The organism is Pseudomonas versuta, assembly GCF_001294575.1.
GTDB lineage: Bacteria > Pseudomonadota > Gammaproteobacteria > Pseudomonadales > Pseudomonadaceae > Aquipseudomonas > Aquipseudomonas versuta.
Genome location: NZ_CP012676.1, coordinates 4,958,985 through 4,974,253, shown reverse-complemented (window position 1 = coordinate 4,974,253; position 15,269 = coordinate 4,958,985). Strand labels below are relative to the sequence as shown.

Below are 15,269 nucleotides of genomic sequence, written 5' to 3'. Positions count from 1 at the left end.
AGCCCTAAAACACCCCAGCGTCCAACGGAACCATTAGTTCTACGCGATCCCCACCGGGAAGGACTTCATCCTGAAACACTATTTGAAACCCGTCCGGCCCGAATGTGTTATCCGGCACACCCTGTGCCGTATAGCGCGCAATAAAAGAATTAAGCGGGGAGGAGTCAAGACTGTTGACACCACCGCACACTAAATACCGGCCTGCTGAATCAATCGTTACATTGGTCACTTGTGTCTGACCCGACTTGTTACCGGGAGCCATGACAGCTAAATAACCGGTAGCGTTAAACTCTGTGTCCAGAGAGCCATTAGAGCTGAGCTGGATGACCATGCCGTAGCTTGGAGCAGGTCCTCTGAAGAAATAATGGGAAAGCAGAATTTTCCCATCACTCCGCAGGCTGGCAGCGCCGACTTTCAATGGTGCAATAGTGATTTTAACCGCCTTCTGCTCAGAATCGCTTTCTGATGAGAAATGTGTGCCCGGCGGACCGGGAAGCAACACTACAACCTTACCACTGCCACTTTCGCCAAATGTCGGGTCAATATTGCCCTGTTGGTCAAACTTGGCCAGTGCCGGATAAATATCGAGACCAATACGGGAGGACCCAATCAGTAGCAGCTTTTCATCGTGAGACCAGACAAGCTGCGCAGCATAGGAGTCTTCGGCTGCTGAACCAAAGGTACCAATGACAAAACCCTTGTTACCAAAATTTTGATTAATGCTCCCGCTGGATTCTAAAAGCGTGATGAAAAATCTTGAACCAGTGTCCGTATCCGCCGTTCCGCAAACATACAGGGAGTCGTCCTTACCATTTATGACTCCCGTGACGGTAGAGTAAAAGGCACCTGGCACCTCAATGGTTGCAATGCCACCTATTCCAAAACTGGTATCCATATCACCCGGACTTGTATGGAAAATCGCTTTTTGAGTAACCATTTATATATTCCTCAATTAATGGCCGCCTGCTATTTCCGAAGAAATAGAGATCGCCGGTTATGAACAGATTCGATGTTGCGACAAACAGTATCGACGACGATTTTTTATTTGGGTATGGGGTATTCGCACCAAAACTGTTTTCTTATATGTCGACAGCAAGACCGGTGATTGTCGCGACACGCTATACAAACACAGGTATTTGACGTTCTGATTTTTCAGGTAATTAAATCCAGTATTGCATGTTTTGCATAAAGCACTTAATCCGAATTCATCCTCCCGAAAACTGTCAGTAGACGTATATAAGCTATGACTTTTATATATTTCATCGTCTGATCGACAGGCTCATTATCTTCGTGGTTATAACTGTCGTTTGATGAACATATGAAGAACCGAGTCCAGACGTAGGCTGCTAACGAGAGGCCATGTACCATGACCGCCCGCGCCACTCATGTAACAGGAGCCCCCCTTGTCTGATGCCCACCCGCATGCACTGGATGAAATCGACCGTCAATTGATTGCGGCCTTGCAGCTCAATGCCCGCGAAAGCGTGGCGATGCTGGCGCGCAAGCTGGGGATCGCGCGCACTACAGTGACCTCTCGTCTGGCGCGGCTGGAGAAAACCAGAGTGATCACAGGCTACGGCGTACGTTTGGGGCAGCGACTTATTGATGGAGGCTTGCAGGCTTATGTCGGCATTACCGTGCAACCGCGCTCGGGTAAAGAGGTCGTCAGACGCCTGAGCAGCATGAGCCAGGTGCAGCAACTGTGCGCTGTCAGTGGCGAATTCGATTACGTGGCGTGGCTACGCAGCGACTCTCCCGAGCAGCTGGATCAATTGCTGGATCAGATTGGCAATGTCGAAGGTGTTGAAAAAACCACCACCTCGATCATTCTCAGCAGCAAAGTCGACCGCGGGTGACACTTACCCCTGTCAGACACATCACTATGCAGCCTTGATTCGTCATACTGACTAAAAATCAGTCATAACGACGACACATTGCGCCTTATTAACGTGTTCTACGCTCCCTATCATGGTGCCTGTCTTTTCCTATACTCAGCGTTGAACGCGGGTCGCCAGCAGGTCAGCCATGAACAAAAATAATCGCCACCCTATCGACGGAAAAAAACCCATTACCATCTTCGGCCCGGACTTTCCGTTTGCCTTTGATGACTGGATCGAACACCCGGCTGGCCTGGGCAGTATCCCTGCGGACAAATTGGGGTCCGAGGTGGCCATCGTTGGCGCTGGCATGGCCGGAATGGTCGCCGCATACGAACTGATGAAACTGGGCCTCAAACCCGTAGTGTATGAAGCCTCGAAAATGGGTGGGCGCCTGCGTTCACAAGCCTTTGAAGGCACTGAAGGGGTAATCGCCGAGTTGGGCGGCATGCGTTTCCCGGTGTCTTCAACCGCGTTCTACCACTACGTCGACAAGCTGGGGCTGGAAACCAAACCGTTTCCCAACCCGCTGACACCCGCTTCGGGCAGCACTGTGATTGATCTGGAAGGCCAGACATTCTATGCCCAAAAATTGGCGGACCTGCCTGCACTCTTCCAGGAAGTCGCTGACGCGTGGGCGGATGCGCTCGAATCGGGTTCGCGCTTTGGCGATATCCAGCAAGCCATCCGCGACCGTGACGTACCACGCCTCAAAGAGCTGTGGAACACGCTGGTTCCACTGTGGGACGACCGCACGTTCTACGACTTTGTGGCCACATCCAAGGCCTTCGCCAAACTGTCTTTCCAGCACCGCGAAGTGTTTGGCCAGGTCGGCTTTGGTACCGGCGGCTGGGACTCCGATTTCCCTAACTCAATGCTCGAGATTTTCCGGGTAGTGATGACCAACTGTGATGACCACCAGCACCTGGTCGTCGGCGGTGTTGAGCAAGTCCCGCTGGGCATCTGGCGCCATGCGCCTGAACGCTGCGCCCACTGGCCCGAAGGCACCAGCCTCAGCTCATTGCACAACGGTGCACCGCGTACCGGGGTCAAAGCCATATCCCGCGCCCCTGACGGGCAGTTTTGCGTCACCGACAACCTGGGGGTGGTCCGCTCCCATGCAGCCATTCTGGTTACCTGTCAAAGCTGGCTGCTGACCACCCAGATCGAATGCGAAGAGTCGCTGTTTTCGCAAAAGGTGTGGATGGCACTGGACCGTACGCGCTACATGCAGTCTTCGAAAACTTTTGTCATGGTCGACCGCCCGTTCTGGAAAGACAAAGACCCGCAAACTGGCCGCGACCTGATGAGCATGACTCTGACCGATCGCCTGACCCGCGGTACCTACCTGTTCGATAACGGAGACGATAAGCCCGGGGTTATCTGTCTGTCGTACTCGTGGATGAGTGATGCGCTGAAAATGCTTCCTCACCCCGTGGAAAAGCGCGTCAAACTGGCACTCGACTCGTTGAAAAAGATCTACCCCAAGGTGGATATCGCCAGCCGCATCATCGGCGACCCGATCACCGTGTCGTGGGAAGCCGATCCGCACTTCCTTGGCGCCTTTAAAGGCGCGCTGCCGGGGCACTATCGCTACAACCAGCGAATGTACGCCCACTTCATGCAGCAGGATTTACCCGGCGAGCAACGCGGAATCTTCATTGCCGGCGATGATGTGTCATGGACCCCGGCATGGGTAGAGGGTGCGGTACAGACCTCCTTGAACGCGGTATGGGGCATCATGACCCACTTCGGCGGCAGCACCCATGCCGAGAATCCAGGGCCGGGCGATGTGTTCCACGAAATCGGCCCGATTGCCCTGCCGGATTGACCATCCTTGTGATGATCGTGTATCCCAAGGGTCTGAATTGATCCACGGCTTGTGGAAGTCAGGCTTGCCAGCGATTGCATCAGCGCCGTCGAGCCAGACTCCTGGGAAAGGTCAGCATTCACACCGGAGAACCCCATGCGCATCGCCCTTTATCAATGTCCGCCCCTGCCGCTGGATGTCGCGGGAAACCTTCAGCGCTTGAGTGAAATTGCGCTGCAATCCGAAGACGTCGACTTGCTGGTCCTGCCGGAAATGTTCCTAACGGGCTACAACATCGGTGCCAGAGCCGTGGAGAGCCTCGCGCAAACTCACGACGGCGATGCTGCGAAACAAATTGCCGAACTGGCCAAAGCCACGAACATGGCGATTGCGTACGGCTACCCCGAGCGCGGTGACGACGGGAAAATCTACAACAGCGTGCAGTTGATCGACGCCCACGGCAAAAGCCTGTGCAACTACCGCAAAACCCATCTTTTCGGAGACCTGGACCACTCCATGTTCAGCAAAGGCCCCAACGCCTTCCCGGTGTTCGAGCTCAATGGCTGGAAACTGGGTCTGCTGATTTGCTACGACCTGGAATTCCCGGAAAATACCCGGCGCCTGGCCCTGGCCGGCGCCGAATTGATTGTGGTACCCACCGCCAACATGGCGCCCTATGACTTTATCGCCGATGTCACCGTGCGCTGCCGTGCCTTCGAGAACCAGTGCTATGTGGCCTACGCCAACTATTGCGGACATGAGGGCAGTATTCATTACTGCGGCCAAAGCAGTATCGCTGCACCCAACGGCTTGCAGATTGCGTTGGCCGGACATGACGAAACCTTGATTAGCGCTACGCTGGAACGCCAGCAGCTGCTTGACGCCAAAACCGGTAATTTCTACCTGGCCGACCGCCGCCCCGAACTTTACAACGAGCTGAGCAAGCGCTAATTGCCAGTAATCCGCTAGCATGAGCGCTTCTCTGTTCCGGAAGTGCCCATGCCTGCGCTGAACCACCCCCACACCCAACGCTCGACCCTGAAGAACGGGCTGACTCTTTCTGTGCGCCATGAGCCGCGCCTCAAGCGCTGCGCGGCCGTATTACGCGTAGCCGCAGGCAGTCACGATGTCCCCGCCGCCTGGCCTGGCCTCGCGCACTTTCTGGAGCACTTGCTGTTCCTCGGCACCGAGCGTTTCCCGGCACAAGATAACCTCATGGCCTACGTGCAACGCCACGCAGGTCAGGTGAATGCCAGAACCAGTGAGCGTCATACCGACTTCTTTTTTGAGCTGACACCCGAGGCCTTTGCCGGTGGCGTTGAGCGTTTATGCGACATGCTCGCGCATTCATCCATGACTCTGGATGACCAGCTACGCGAACGCGAAGTACTGCATGCCGAATTTATCGCCTGGGCTCGCGAACCTTGCGCACAACGCCAACTGAAACTGTTGCAGCACCTGAATCCGGCACATCCGCTCAGGGCTTTTCATGCCGGCAACCGCTACAGCCTGCCAATCCCTCGCCCGAGTTTTCAGCAGGCGCTGCAGGACTTTTACCAACAGTTCTATCAAACCGGGCAAATGAGTCTGAGCCTGACGGGCCCGCAGTCCGCAGACCAACTGACCGCACTGGCAGAACACTGCAGCGCCGAACTGCGCTGCGCAGAAACCGTCGCACAAGTCGCGCCCCCGGCATTGATGGCTGACGCCAGGCAGGGCTACCAACATATCGACGGCCAGCACTTGAACCTGATGTTCGCCTTCGAGTATCTGCAGCCCGCCTCCAGCCAGGCTCTGAACTTCCTGTGCCACTGGATCAATGCCGAAAAACCCGGCGGCCTGATGGCACAGCTACGCCAGCAGCAACTGATCACTGGCCTGAAAGCTGCTGTGCTGTATCAGTTCAAGGGTCAGGCACTGCTGCAAATTGAGTTCAGCGCAGCGGCCGAAATCACTCAAGACGCCACACAGATAAACGAGATGTTTTACGACTGGCTGGCGTTCTTCAGCGCCCAGCAAAACTGGCCGGCTCTGCGCGAAGAATTTCATTTACTGCAACAGCGTCAGATGGACGTCTGTGGCGCAATGGAACTGGCCCGCCTGGACTGCGAGCAGCGCGAGGTGCAGCTGTCGGATCAAGCCGTGGCGGCCCTTAAAGCCATGCTGACACAGATGCAGCCCGGGCCCCTCTCCACCCGCCTGCACGCCTGGCAACTGCCAACACCCAATCCATTTCTCCTTGCACCTAAAGAGCCGGTCAGTGCCGGCCTGATTCGTGGACAAACCAGCGCTCACCGGGGCTTGCGCACCTTCGCTCAGGATCGCTTGCGCAGTCGCCGCGATCTGTCTGCGATGAGCTTCAGTACGGCGGTTGCTGCCCATAACGGCGAAGCTGCGATTTACCTGCGCTGGCGTCTGCGGGCAATCCCCGCAGAAGGCGTGCTGCCACTCTTGGAAACCGGCCTGCGCTCGCTGCAACAGGATGCCCGCCAGGCCGGAGTCGAACTGTCCTTCAGCGCTTACGCCAATGACTGGCTGCTGAAATTGCACGGTTTTCATATGCCCATGCCAGCCATCCTCGAACACGCCCTGCGCGTACTGGGCACGCCGCCGACCGAGCCATTGAGTAGCCCCCCACACGCCCCCTCCTTGATGCCCATTCGCCAATTGCTCAAGCGCCTCCCCGAGGTCTGCCAGACTCGCAGCGAATACGCGGTCGGTGACCTGGAGCAGTGCTGGGCCACAGCACAGTGGGACGGGCTGGCCGTCGGCTTGCCAGCCGCCACGCAGCCCCTGATTACGCCCGTATTGGCCAAAGTCCCTGGCACCCCGGATGCCCGGGTCGCGCAATCGCTCGAGCCTGCGGGCCGGCACCTCTGGCATACCGAGCCCTGCGATTCCAGCGAGCAGGCCCTGCTGTTGTTTTGCCCTGCTCCAATGGGCAATCTCGCTGACGAAGCCGCCTGGCGCTTGCTTGCCCATATCGCGCAAACCCCGTTCTATCAGCGGCTACGGGTCGAGCTGCAATTGGGCTACGCCGTGTTCAGTGGCCTGCGCCAAATCAATGGGCAAACCGGCCTGCTGTTTGGCGTTCAATCGCCCCACGCCTCGACCGCTGAAATCCATGGCCACATCCAGAGTTTTCTCGACGATTTGCCGAACTTAGTCAGCGCGCTGGATGAAACTTCTTTCACTCAAGCACGCGATACTTTGGCACGACAATTCTCGAGCGAGTCACTGGGCGTGTCGCAGGCCGCTGAGCTGTTATGGCAGGCCAGACTGGCAGGTCACCCGTCGGATTACCTCACAGGCCTCTACGCCGCGCTTATAGCGCTTGAGCAAGACACTACACTCAAGGTTGCACAGCAAATCAATCAGGCTGATAGCGCTCGTGTGTGCCTTGCAACACACGCGGCGACTGAAGCGTTTTATCAAGGGAGAAGCTGATCGTTACCGTACGTGCAACGAGCTTTTTCCGACATTGAGCGTTCAACAACTGTCTAATTGAGTAAGATAGCCACCTAAGCATTTGCACAACGCCTTCGGGAGTTGTACTACGTTAGAGATCCCACCCACCACCGCTGAAGGAGTTACCTCATGGCTTGGACTAAACCCGCTTACACCGACCTGCGTATTGGCTTTGAAGTCACCATGTACTTCGCTAGCCGTTGATCTGCACTGCCTCTGTACACAACAGAGCTGAGCAGAGCAACTCAACGCCTCGGTTCGCCGGGGCGTTTTTATTTTCAGATTTGCCAGAGAGCATGCCATGTTTGTCCAGATTCTAGGTTCCGCCGCTGGCGGCGGTTTCCCGCAGTGGAACTGTAACTGCGTCAACTGCGCGGGGTTTCGCGATGGCACGCTGAACGCCAAAGCCCGAACCCAGTCCTCGATTGCGATCTCCGATGACGGCGTTAACTGGGTGCTTTGCAACACCTCACCCGACATCCGCGCACAACTGCAAAGTTTTGCCCCCATGCAACCGGGTCGTGCCCTGCGTGACACGGGGATCAGCGCCATCATTCTGATGGACAGCCAGATTGATCACACCACCGGCCTGCTGAGTCTGCGCGAAGGCTGCCCGCACGATGTGTGGTGCACCGATATGGTTCATGAAGACCTCAGCACCGGCTTCCCGCTGTTTACCATGCTCAAGCATTGGAACGGCGGCCTGAACTGGCACCGTATCGAGCTTGAAGGCTCGTTCACCATCCCGGCCTGCCCGAACCTGCGCTTCAGCCCGCTCCCCCTGCGCAGTGCTGCACCACCCTATTCACCGCACCGTTTCGACCCGCACCCCGGCGACAACATCGGCCTGATCGTCGAAGACCTGCGCACCGGCGGCAAACTGTTCTACGCGCCGGGGCTGGGCAAGGTCGACGGGCCATTGCTGGAGATCATGGCCGGCAGCGACTGCCTGCTGGTGGACGGCACTATGTGGGACGACGACGAAATGCAACGCCGTGGCGTCGGGACTCGCACCGGTCGCGAAATGGGCCATCTGGCACAGAACGGCCCCGGTGGCATGCTCGAAGTACTTGAGCAATTGCCCGGGCAACGCAAAGTCCTGATCCACATTAACAACACCAACCCGATCCTCGACGAAGACTCCGCCGAGCGCGCCGAACTGGCCCGCCGGGGGGTTGAAGTGGCCTTTGACGGCATGAGTATCGAGCTCTAAATCTGTAGGAGCGAGCTTGCTCGCGAGCAAGCTCGCTCCTACAGAGACATTATTTTCTGGAGGCACCATGACCCACGCCCCTCTCAGCACCACCGAATTCGAAGCCGCCCTGCGGGCCAAGGGCGCGTATTACCACATCTACCACCCCTATCAGGTGGCGATGTACGAAGGCCGTGCGACCCGCGAGCAGATTCAGGGCTGGGTCGCCAACCGCTTTTACTATCAGGTGAACATCCCGCTCAAGGACGCCGCGATTCTGGCCAACTGCCCCGACCGTGAAGTACGTCGAGAGTGGATTCAGCGCATGCTCGACCACGACGGCGCGCCCGGCGAAGACGGCGGCATCGAAGCCTGGCTGCGACTTGGCCAGGCCGTCGGGCTGGACCCGGACCAACTGCGCTCCCAGGAACTGGTCCTGCCCGGTGTACGTTTTGCCGTGGATGCCTACGTTAACTTCGCCCGCCGCGCCAGCTGGGAAGAAGCCGCCAGCAGTTCACTGACCGAAATGTTCGCGCCGCAAATTCACCAGTCACGCCTCGACAGCTGGCCGCAGCATTACCCGTGGATCGACCCGGCCGGCTACGAGTACTTCCGCACCCGCCTGGGTCAGGCCCGGCGCGATGTAGAGCACGGGCTGGCGATTACCCTGCAGCACTACACCACTTACGAAGGCCAGCAGCGCATGCTGGAAATTCTGCAGTTCAAACTGGACATTCTCTGGAGCATGCTCGATGCCATGACCATGGCCTACGAGCTGGACCGCCCGCCTTACCACAGCGTGACCGACCAACGGGTCTGGCACAAAGGAATCACCCTATGAGCTTCGATCGCAGCAAAATCCCGACCTGGCGCCAGGGCTATCGTTTTCAGTACGAACCGGCGCAAAAAGGCCATGTGCTGCTGTATCCCGAAGGCATGATCAAACTCAACGACAGCGCGGCATTGATCGGTGGCCTGATAGATGGCCAGCGTGACGTAGCCGCCATTATCGGCGAACTGGACCAACAGTTCCCCGGCGTACCCGAGCTCGGCGCAGACATCGAGCAATTTATGGAGGTCGCTCGTGCAGAGCACTGGATCGAACTTGCCTGACAGCCGTATCCCGCCCAAACCCGAAATCGGCCTGCCGCTCTGGCTGCTGGCCGAATTGACCTACCGCTGCCCGCTGCAATGCCCCTATTGCTCCAACCCGCTGGACTTTGCCCAACAGGGCAAGGAACTGAGCACCGAGCAATGGTTCAAGGTGTTTCGCGAAGCACGGGAAATGGGCGCCGCGCAGCTGGGTTTTTCCGGGGGCGAGCCGCTGGTGCGTCAGGATCTGGCCGAGCTGATCGCCGAGGCGCGCAAGCTGGGCTTCTACACCAACCTGATCACCTCAGGTATCGGCCTGACCGAGCAGAAAATCAGCGACTTCAAAAAGGCCGGCCTGGACCACATCCAGATCAGCTTTCAGGCCAGCGACGAACAGGTGAACAACCTGCTGGCGGGCTCGAAAAAAGCCTTCGCGCAGAAACTCGAAATGGCCCGCGCGGTGAAGGCCCACGGTTACCCGATGGTACTGAACTTCGTGACCCATCGGCACAACATCGACAAGATCGATCGCATTATCGAGCTGTGCATAGCCCTTGAGGCCGACTTCGTCGAGCTTGCCACCTGCCAGTTCTACGGCTGGGCCCAGCTCAATCGGGTCGGGCTGTTGCCAACCAAAGAACAGCTAGTGCGGGCTGAGCGCATCACCAACGAATACCGGGCCAAACTGGCAGCCGAAGGCCACCCCTGCAAGCTGATTTTCGTCACCCCGGACTATTACGAAGAGCGCCCGAAAGCCTGCATGAACGGCTGGGGCAGCATCTTTTTGACCGTGACACCTGACGGCACCGCCTTGCCGTGTCATGGTGCGCGTCAGATGCCGGTCGAGTTCCCCAACGTGCGCGACCACAGCATGCAACACATCTGGTACGACTCGTTCGGCTTCAATCGTTTTCGAGGCTATGACTGGATGCCCGAGCCTTGCCGCTCGTGTGACGAGAAAGAGAAGGACTTTGGCGGTTGTCGTTGCCAGGCCTTCATGCTCACCGGCGATGCCAGCAATGCGGACCCGGTTTGCAGCAAATCGCCGCAACACGACTTGATTCTCAAGGCGCGCGAAGAAGCCGAGCACGCCACCCAGACCATCGAACAACTGGCGTTCCGAAATGATCGAAACTCACGTCTCATCGCAAAAGGCTGAACCCTTCAGCGCCGCACTCGCCGTAGCCGCCGGAGTCGATTTCGCAGAGTTGCGGGTCGGTCCGGCCGGGCTGTTCTGGAATGAATACCGCCCTGCTGACGCGGCCTGTCGCATCTGGCACTGGCGCGATGGCCAGGCACGTTGCCTGACACCCGACGGATTCAGTGTGCGCAGCCGGGTATACGAGTATGGCGGTGGGGCGTTCTGCCTGAGCGATAGCGGTGTGGTGTTCGTCAACGAGTCCGACCAGCAACTGTATCTGCAAACCCTGGACGGCAAGGCTCCACAAGCACTGACCCGGGGCACTTGTCGCTATGGCGATGTGCAATACACCGACGGGCAGGTACTCGCCGTCGAAGAAAATGCCGACCGGCACCGACTGGTCAGCATCAGCCTCGACACCCTTGAGCGCCGGATATTGGCTGAAGGCGCCGACTTCTACGCCGCCCCCACCCTGAGCCCTGACGGCCAGCGTCTGGCCTGGATCGAATGGAGCCGGCCGCATCAGCCGTGGACGTCGACCCGTTTGATGCTGGCTGAAGGCAACGTCGATGGCCGCTGGAATACCCCACGCTGCATCGCCGGCGACCTCAGAGAAGAATCACTGCAACAACCGCGCTTCGACGAACACAACCGCCTGTATTGCCTCACCGATCGTGCCGGCTTCTGGCAGCCGTGGGCACAATTTGCCGATGGCTTGATACCTGCACCGAGTGCTGATGCCGATCACGCCCCAGCACCCTGGCAACTGGGCACCAGCACTTGGCTCCCACTGGGAGAGAAGGCCTATCTGGCCAGCTGGACCGTGGGCGGTTTCGCACGCTTGGGCATCCATACGCCTGACGGCCATCTTGAAGATTACACCGGGGATTACAGCCGCTTTCGCTGTCTGGCACTGGATGATGAGTTCATCTATTGCATTGCCGCATCACCGGTCAGCCCCTCGGCCGTGATTGCCATCCGCCGCTGCGACAAACAGGTCAGCGTTCTGGCAGGGGGCATTGCACCGCTTCCCCCCGAGCAGATCAGCCGCCCACATACCCTGCGCTACCCCTCCGGTGGCGGCGAAGCCCATGGCTTTTTCTACCCGGCGATGCACGGCGAAACCAAACCGCCATTGGTGGTGTTTGTTCACGGCGGCCCGACATCGGCCTGCTACCCGATGCTCGACCCGCGCATTCAATACTGGACGCAGCGCGGTTTTGCCGTTGCCGACCTCAACTATCGGGGTAGCACTGGCTACGGTCGCGACTATCGTCAGGCCCTGCATCTGAAATGGGGGGAGGTGGATGTTGAAGACGCCTGCGCTGTGGTCAGCTACCTCGCGACCCAGGGTTTGATCGATGGCGAAAACGCATTTATCCGTGGCGGCAGTGCAGGCGGCTATACCACCTTGTGTGCGCTGGCATTTCACGATGTCTTTCGTGCGGGAGCCAGCCTGTATGGGGTCAGCGATCCGATCGCCCTGGCGCGTGCCACCCACAAGTTTGAAGGCGACTACCTGGACTGGCTGATCGGCGACCCGCAACAGGATGCCGAGCGTTATGCGGCGCGCACCCCGTTACTGCATGCCAGCCAGATCCGCGTGCCGGTGATTTTCTTTCAGGGAGAGCTGGACGCTGTGGTCGTCCCGCAACAAACCCGCGACATGCTCAAGGCGCTGCAAGACAACGACATCCCGGCCCGGGCGTACTACTACCCCGATGAGCACCACGGATTTCGCAAGGCCAAAAATCAGGAACATGCACTGGAACAGGAATGGTTGTTTTATAGCGAGTTGCTGGCCAGATAACCCTTGGACTGCACACAACCGGTAGGAGCGAGCTTGCTCGCGAGCTGTTGATCTTCAAGCTCGCTCCTACAATCCCATTAACGCTTGGCGATGATCCATACCGCGTGAACGATCCCCGGAATGTAACCGCACAAGGTCAGCAGAATATTCAGCCAGAATGCGCCGGCAAATCCCACTTGCATAAACACGCCAAGTGGAGGGAGCAAGATCGCAAAAATGATTTTAATAAGGTCCATGAGTTCAGCTCCCAATTGATAGCGGGCCCAATCGAGCCCTACAGCTAATCGACTGCGCACGCGATTAAAAGGTTCAGTCGGTACTTATCCTGGACAAAAAAACGCCCCGTGCCGAACAAAACAGGCACAGGGCGCGCGGTACACCGCGAGACGGTTCTTTAAATCCGGTATGACTCTAAATTCTGCGGCACTGCAACTGCGCCGTTCGTACCCGTGCAAACGTCCGGGCCAGACGCAGCAGCATTTCATCGATGTTGCCTTTGCTGACGCACAGCGCAGGGGTGAAGCGCAGACAGTCCGCCTGAGGCGCGCTGATCAGCAAACCTTCGTACAAGGCCGCCTTTACCACGGCCTGCGCCGAGTCATCCGACAAGGTCAGCCCCCAGAACAGGCCCTGGCCACGCAGTTCACCCTGTGCATAACTGTTTGCCAAACGGGCCAGGCCCTCGCGCATGTACTGACCGGTGTCCCGCACCTGCTGCAGAAAACCTTTTTCCAGCAGCGCCTCAAGCACCGCACCGCCGGCAGCCGTCATCAATGCGTTGCCATGATGAGTACCGCCCAACTCTCCCGGTTCCAGGCAACAGGCTTTGCCCCGCGCCAGCACGGCGGCCAGAGGCACACCGCCGCCCAGGCCTTTGCCCAGGGTTACGATGTCGGCACGTACGCCGTAGCTCTGTTCCGCCAGCAAGGTGCCACAACGCCCCATCCCGGTCTGGACCTCATCCAGAATCAGCAAGATGCCCAACTCGCGACACAGTCGTTCGACGCCCTTGAGGTAATGCCCGGTCGCCGGGATCACTCCGGCATCGCTCTGAACCGGCTCCAGCATGATGGCCACGGTCTGCGCGTCGACGGCGGCGTGCAACGCTGGCAGGTCGTTGAACGGTACGTGGATAAAGCCCGGCAATTGCGGCTCAAAGCGGTTCTCAAAGTTGCTGCTGCCCGAAGCGGACATCGCGCCAAAGCTGCGACCGTGGCAGCTGTGGGTTGCGGTAATAATTTGATGGGCACCGCCACGATGCAGTTGCCCCCACTTGCGCGCCAGTTTGATCGCGCCCTCGTTGGCCTCGGCTCCGGTATTAAGAAAATGCACCTGGTCACTGCCGGTGCTGTCGCACAGACGCGCGGCCAGGCTCAGCATTCCCCGATTGTAAAAACCCGCCCCCGGATTGATCAGCGACTGCGCCTGATCAGCCATCGCCTTGATCAACACGGCCGGGCTATGGCCCAGACTGTTGACTGCCCCGCCCTGGGTAAAATCCAGATAGGCACGGCTTTCGCTGTCCCACAGCCATGAGCCCTGGCCCCGCACAAAGACTTGAGCGGCACGCTCGACACTGGGCATCAGGCAGGCGCGGGACTGGCGGCCGTCGTGAATTGACGGGGCAGACTCGGCTGCCATCAGGTTGAGGCTGGGCTGGGGACGACGCAGGTTAAACAGGTTCATGCACGCTGACCTTGTGATCATAAGCAGATACGATTTGCAAGCGGGTGTCTTGTGCATGAATGGTCGTGCTGTGGGCAAGTTATATTGCCTAACCTATGCAAAAACTCTCATGCAAATCAGTGATCTTCTGGCTCTCAGGCTCTACGGCCCTTGTGGAATGGGCGTAGACTAGGCGCCGCCGGGCCTTTGAGCCATTTCGTTTTTTAAGCATTTTCGATAAGTAATACTTATGGATTTTAAGCAACTGCGTTATTTCGTCGCGGTCTACGAGGAAGGTCATGTAGGACGTGCTGCAGAGCGCCTGTCCATCTCACAGCCGGCGCTGTCCCAGCAGATACGCCACCTGGAGCACAACCTCGACGTCAGCCTCTTTGAACGCAGCAGCAAACGCCTGCTGCCGACCCTGGCTGCCCACACGTTGTACAACCATGCCTTGCCGTTGCTCGATGGCTTGCAACGGGCCAAAGAGGCACTGAGCAACTTCCAGGGCCAGGCGTTGCGCACGATTGCCATCGGTGTACTGCAAACCGTGCACACCAGCCTGGTGCCGCAGATGCTTGAGCGAGTACGCCAGGCCCAGCCGCATCTGGTGGTGCAGATATATGAACTGACGGGCATCGAGATCGAACGGCGCCTGCTCAATGGGTCACTCGACATCGGTATCAGCTACCTGCCGCCACGTCAGCCCGGGCTACACGGCTTACTGCTGTACGAAGACGAGTTGCAACTGGTAATCCCGGCCGATCATCCGTTGCGCGAATTCAAGAAGGTGTCACTGACGCAGGCTGCAGAACTGCCAATGTTGCTGCTGGGGGAAGAATTTCAGGTGCGCCAGATCTGGAAGAGCCAGCTCGCAAGCCTGGGCCGTCGCCCACAGGTTCAGGCTGAACTGAACACCATGGCCGGGATTCTCGAAAGCTTGCCCCATACCAGGCTCGCGACGGTCTTGCCAGGGCGCTCGCGACACGAGCACGACAATCAGGCATTGCTCTGGAAGCCGCTCAGTGAACCGCGCGTGCCGCTTAAAGTAGGGTTGGTATGCCGTGATGTACAGCGCCAGCAGGCGACTCTTGAACTACTGCGCACGTTGCTGGAGGAAGTGACGCATCGCAAAGACGCGACACTGTAGCCCTTCGCCTCATTCATTGTGGGAGCTGGCTTGCCAGCGGCCATAAGTCGGGAATTGCCAGGCG

14 protein-coding genes are annotated in these 15,269 nt (G+C 58.3%); 11 read left to right on the top strand and 3 right to left on the bottom strand.

Features of this window, described 5'->3' with window-relative positions; translation table 11 throughout:
• Nucleotides 1-4: 4 nt before the first annotated feature.
• Nucleotides 5-937 (bottom strand): NHL repeat-containing protein, encoded by a 933-nt coding sequence (locus AOC04_RS22305; protein ID WP_060696704.1) that lies wholly within the window; start codon nucleotides 935-937, stop codon nucleotides 5-7.
• A gap of 466 nt (nucleotides 938-1,403) precedes the next feature.
• On the opposite strand from AOC04_RS22305, the gene AOC04_RS22300 reads away from it, so the two are divergent.
• The 10 genes from AOC04_RS22300 (at nucleotide 1,404) to AOC04_RS22260 (ending at nucleotide 12,390) form a co-directional block, all read left to right on the top strand.
• On the top strand, nucleotides 1,404-1,856 hold the full coding sequence (locus AOC04_RS22300; RefSeq protein WP_060696703.1) for an Lrp/AsnC family transcriptional regulator: 453 nt from the start codon (nucleotides 1,404-1,406) through the stop codon (nucleotides 1,854-1,856).
• A gap of 169 nt (nucleotides 1,857-2,025) precedes the next feature.
• Nucleotides 2,026-3,708 carry a flavin monoamine oxidase family protein gene (locus tag AOC04_RS22295; protein ID WP_060696702.1) on the top strand — a complete coding sequence of 561 codons (1,683 nt, stop codon included), beginning with the start codon at nucleotides 2,026-2,028 and terminating at the stop codon, nucleotides 3,706-3,708.
• A gap of 135 nt (nucleotides 3,709-3,843) precedes the next feature.
• A complete protein-coding gene (locus AOC04_RS22290; RefSeq protein WP_060696701.1) occupies nucleotides 3,844-4,638 on the top strand; it encodes a carbon-nitrogen hydrolase family protein in 795 nt (264 codons plus the stop codon).
• A gap of 48 nt (nucleotides 4,639-4,686) precedes the next feature.
• Nucleotides 4,687-7,134 carry a pyrroloquinoline quinone biosynthesis protein PqqF gene (gene pqqF, locus AOC04_RS22285; RefSeq protein WP_060696700.1) on the top strand — a complete coding sequence of 816 codons (2,448 nt, stop codon included), beginning with the start codon at nucleotides 4,687-4,689 and terminating at the stop codon, nucleotides 7,132-7,134.
• A gap of 150 nt (nucleotides 7,135-7,284) precedes the next feature.
• Nucleotides 7,285-7,359: a pyrroloquinoline quinone precursor peptide PqqA gene (gene pqqA / locus AOC04_RS23690; protein ID WP_003444522.1), complete on the top strand. Its 75-nt coding sequence runs from the start codon at nucleotides 7,285-7,287 to the stop codon at nucleotides 7,357-7,359.
• 97 nt (nucleotides 7,360-7,456) lie between these two features.
• Nucleotides 7,457-8,368, top strand: coding sequence for a pyrroloquinoline quinone biosynthesis protein PqqB (pqqB, locus tag AOC04_RS22280; protein WP_060696699.1), 912 nt, complete (start codon nucleotides 7,457-7,459; stop codon nucleotides 8,366-8,368).
• Nucleotides 8,369-8,435: 67 nt separating this feature from the next.
• On the top strand, nucleotides 8,436-9,188 hold the full coding sequence (gene pqqC, locus AOC04_RS22275) for a pyrroloquinoline-quinone synthase PqqC (RefSeq protein WP_060696698.1): 753 nt from the start codon (nucleotides 8,436-8,438) through the stop codon (nucleotides 9,186-9,188).
• On the top strand, nucleotides 9,185-9,460 hold the full coding sequence (gene pqqD / locus AOC04_RS22270) for a pyrroloquinoline quinone biosynthesis peptide chaperone PqqD (RefSeq protein ID WP_004419445.1): 276 nt from the start codon (nucleotides 9,185-9,187) through the stop codon (nucleotides 9,458-9,460). The genes pqqC and pqqD overlap by 4 nt, the downstream gene beginning before the upstream one ends.
• Nucleotides 9,453-10,598 (top strand): pyrroloquinoline quinone biosynthesis protein PqqE, encoded by a 1,146-nt coding sequence (pqqE, locus tag AOC04_RS22265; RefSeq protein ID WP_004419448.1) that lies wholly within the window; start codon nucleotides 9,453-9,455, stop codon nucleotides 10,596-10,598. The genes pqqD and pqqE overlap by 8 nt, the downstream gene beginning before the upstream one ends.
• On the top strand, nucleotides 10,564-12,390 hold the full coding sequence (locus AOC04_RS22260; protein ID WP_060696697.1) for a S9 family peptidase: 1,827 nt from the start codon (nucleotides 10,564-10,566) through the stop codon (nucleotides 12,388-12,390). Before pqqE ends, AOC04_RS22260 begins: the two co-directional genes overlap by 35 nt.
• Nucleotides 12,391-12,467: 77 nt before the next feature.
• Here AOC04_RS22260 and AOC04_RS23685 read toward each other — a convergent pair whose 3' ends face one another.
• Complete coding sequence (locus AOC04_RS23685; protein WP_004419451.1) at nucleotides 12,468-12,626, bottom strand: YqaE/Pmp3 family membrane protein; 159 nt, start codon at nucleotides 12,624-12,626, stop codon at nucleotides 12,468-12,470.
• Between the two features lie 175 nt (nucleotides 12,627-12,801).
• Entirely contained in the window at nucleotides 12,802-14,076 is a 1,275-nt protein-coding gene (locus AOC04_RS22255) for an aspartate aminotransferase family protein (protein WP_060696696.1), read from the bottom strand.
• A 229-nt stretch (nucleotides 14,077-14,305) separates the two neighbouring features.
• On the opposite strand from AOC04_RS22255, the gene AOC04_RS22250 reads away from it, so the two are divergent.
• Complete coding sequence (locus AOC04_RS22250; RefSeq protein ID WP_060696695.1) at nucleotides 14,306-15,205, top strand: LysR family transcriptional regulator; 900 nt, start codon at nucleotides 14,306-14,308, stop codon at nucleotides 15,203-15,205.
• The last annotated feature ends 64 nt before the right edge of the window (nucleotides 15,206-15,269 follow it).

What these genes read in the sequence shown, in the direction of transcription:
- pqqC (WP_060696698.1), top strand. Translation starts at nt 8,436, where the DNA reads ATGACCCACGCCCCTCTCAGCACCACCGAATTCGAAGCCGCCCTGCGG.
- AOC04_RS22260 (WP_060696697.1), top strand. Translation starts at nt 10,564, where the DNA reads ATGATCGAAACTCACGTCTCATCGCAAAAGGCTGAACCCTTCAGCGCC.
- pqqF (WP_060696700.1), top strand. Translation starts at nt 4,687, where the DNA reads ATGCCTGCGCTGAACCACCCCCACACCCAACGCTCGACCCTGAAGAAC.
- AOC04_RS22305 (WP_060696704.1), bottom strand. Translation starts at nt 937, where the DNA reads ATGGTTACTCAAAAAGCGATTTTCCATACAAGTCCGGGTGATATGGAT.
- pqqB (WP_060696699.1), top strand. Translation starts at nt 7,457, where the DNA reads ATGTTTGTCCAGATTCTAGGTTCCGCCGCTGGCGGCGGTTTCCCGCAG.
- AOC04_RS22295 (WP_060696702.1), top strand. Translation starts at nt 2,026, where the DNA reads ATGAACAAAAATAATCGCCACCCTATCGACGGAAAAAAACCCATTACC.
- AOC04_RS23685 (WP_004419451.1), bottom strand. Translation starts at nt 12,626, where the DNA reads ATGGACCTTATTAAAATCATTTTTGCGATCTTGCTCCCTCCACTTGGC.
- AOC04_RS22250 (WP_060696695.1), top strand. Translation starts at nt 14,306, where the DNA reads ATGGATTTTAAGCAACTGCGTTATTTCGTCGCGGTCTACGAGGAAGGT.
- pqqD (WP_004419445.1), top strand. Translation starts at nt 9,185, where the DNA reads ATGAGCTTCGATCGCAGCAAAATCCCGACCTGGCGCCAGGGCTATCGT.
- AOC04_RS22255 (WP_060696696.1), bottom strand. Translation starts at nt 14,076, where the DNA reads ATGAACCTGTTTAACCTGCGTCGTCCCCAGCCCAGCCTCAACCTGATG.
- AOC04_RS22290 (WP_060696701.1), top strand. Translation starts at nt 3,844, where the DNA reads ATGCGCATCGCCCTTTATCAATGTCCGCCCCTGCCGCTGGATGTCGCG.